1 protein-coding gene is annotated in these 356 nt (G+C 58.7%); it reads left to right on the top strand.

The features are described from left to right. Window positions 1-51: 51 nt before the first annotated feature. Window positions 52-356 (top strand): hypothetical protein (locus HUS66_RS17570; protein ID WP_175072468.1); only part of this gene is annotated, 305 nt, incomplete at its 3' end.

Consider the following 356-nt stretch of genomic DNA (forward strand, 5'->3'; position numbering starts at 1 on the left):
GGGTTCTTCTGGAACTTAAAGTGGTCGCTAGTCGTATTCACGATCACCTGGGTGCTGTGCCTTATCTTCAAGCGCTATCTGCCGTCGGTGCCCTATCCGCGCATCGACCAGCGATACCTGTACCCCGGGCCGATGCCCGGGCTGATTTTCTACTCGGTTTTCGTCTCGCCGGCACTATTGGTCGCAGCGCTCTATCAGGGCATGCTGCTAGTCGATCCGGCCTACCTGCGCTCGGAGTGGCCCTTAGCTGAGCTAGAGGCCTTCACCCGGGTCTGGCTGTTCGATTGGGACAATGACTTCGTCTACCCCGACCCTGTACAGGGCCTAGAGACGGTGTATCTGCTGCGGGGAATGCT

The organism is Onishia taeanensis, assembly GCF_013349955.1.
Taxonomy (GTDB): Bacteria; Pseudomonadota; Gammaproteobacteria; order Pseudomonadales; family Halomonadaceae; genus Onishia; species Onishia taeanensis_B.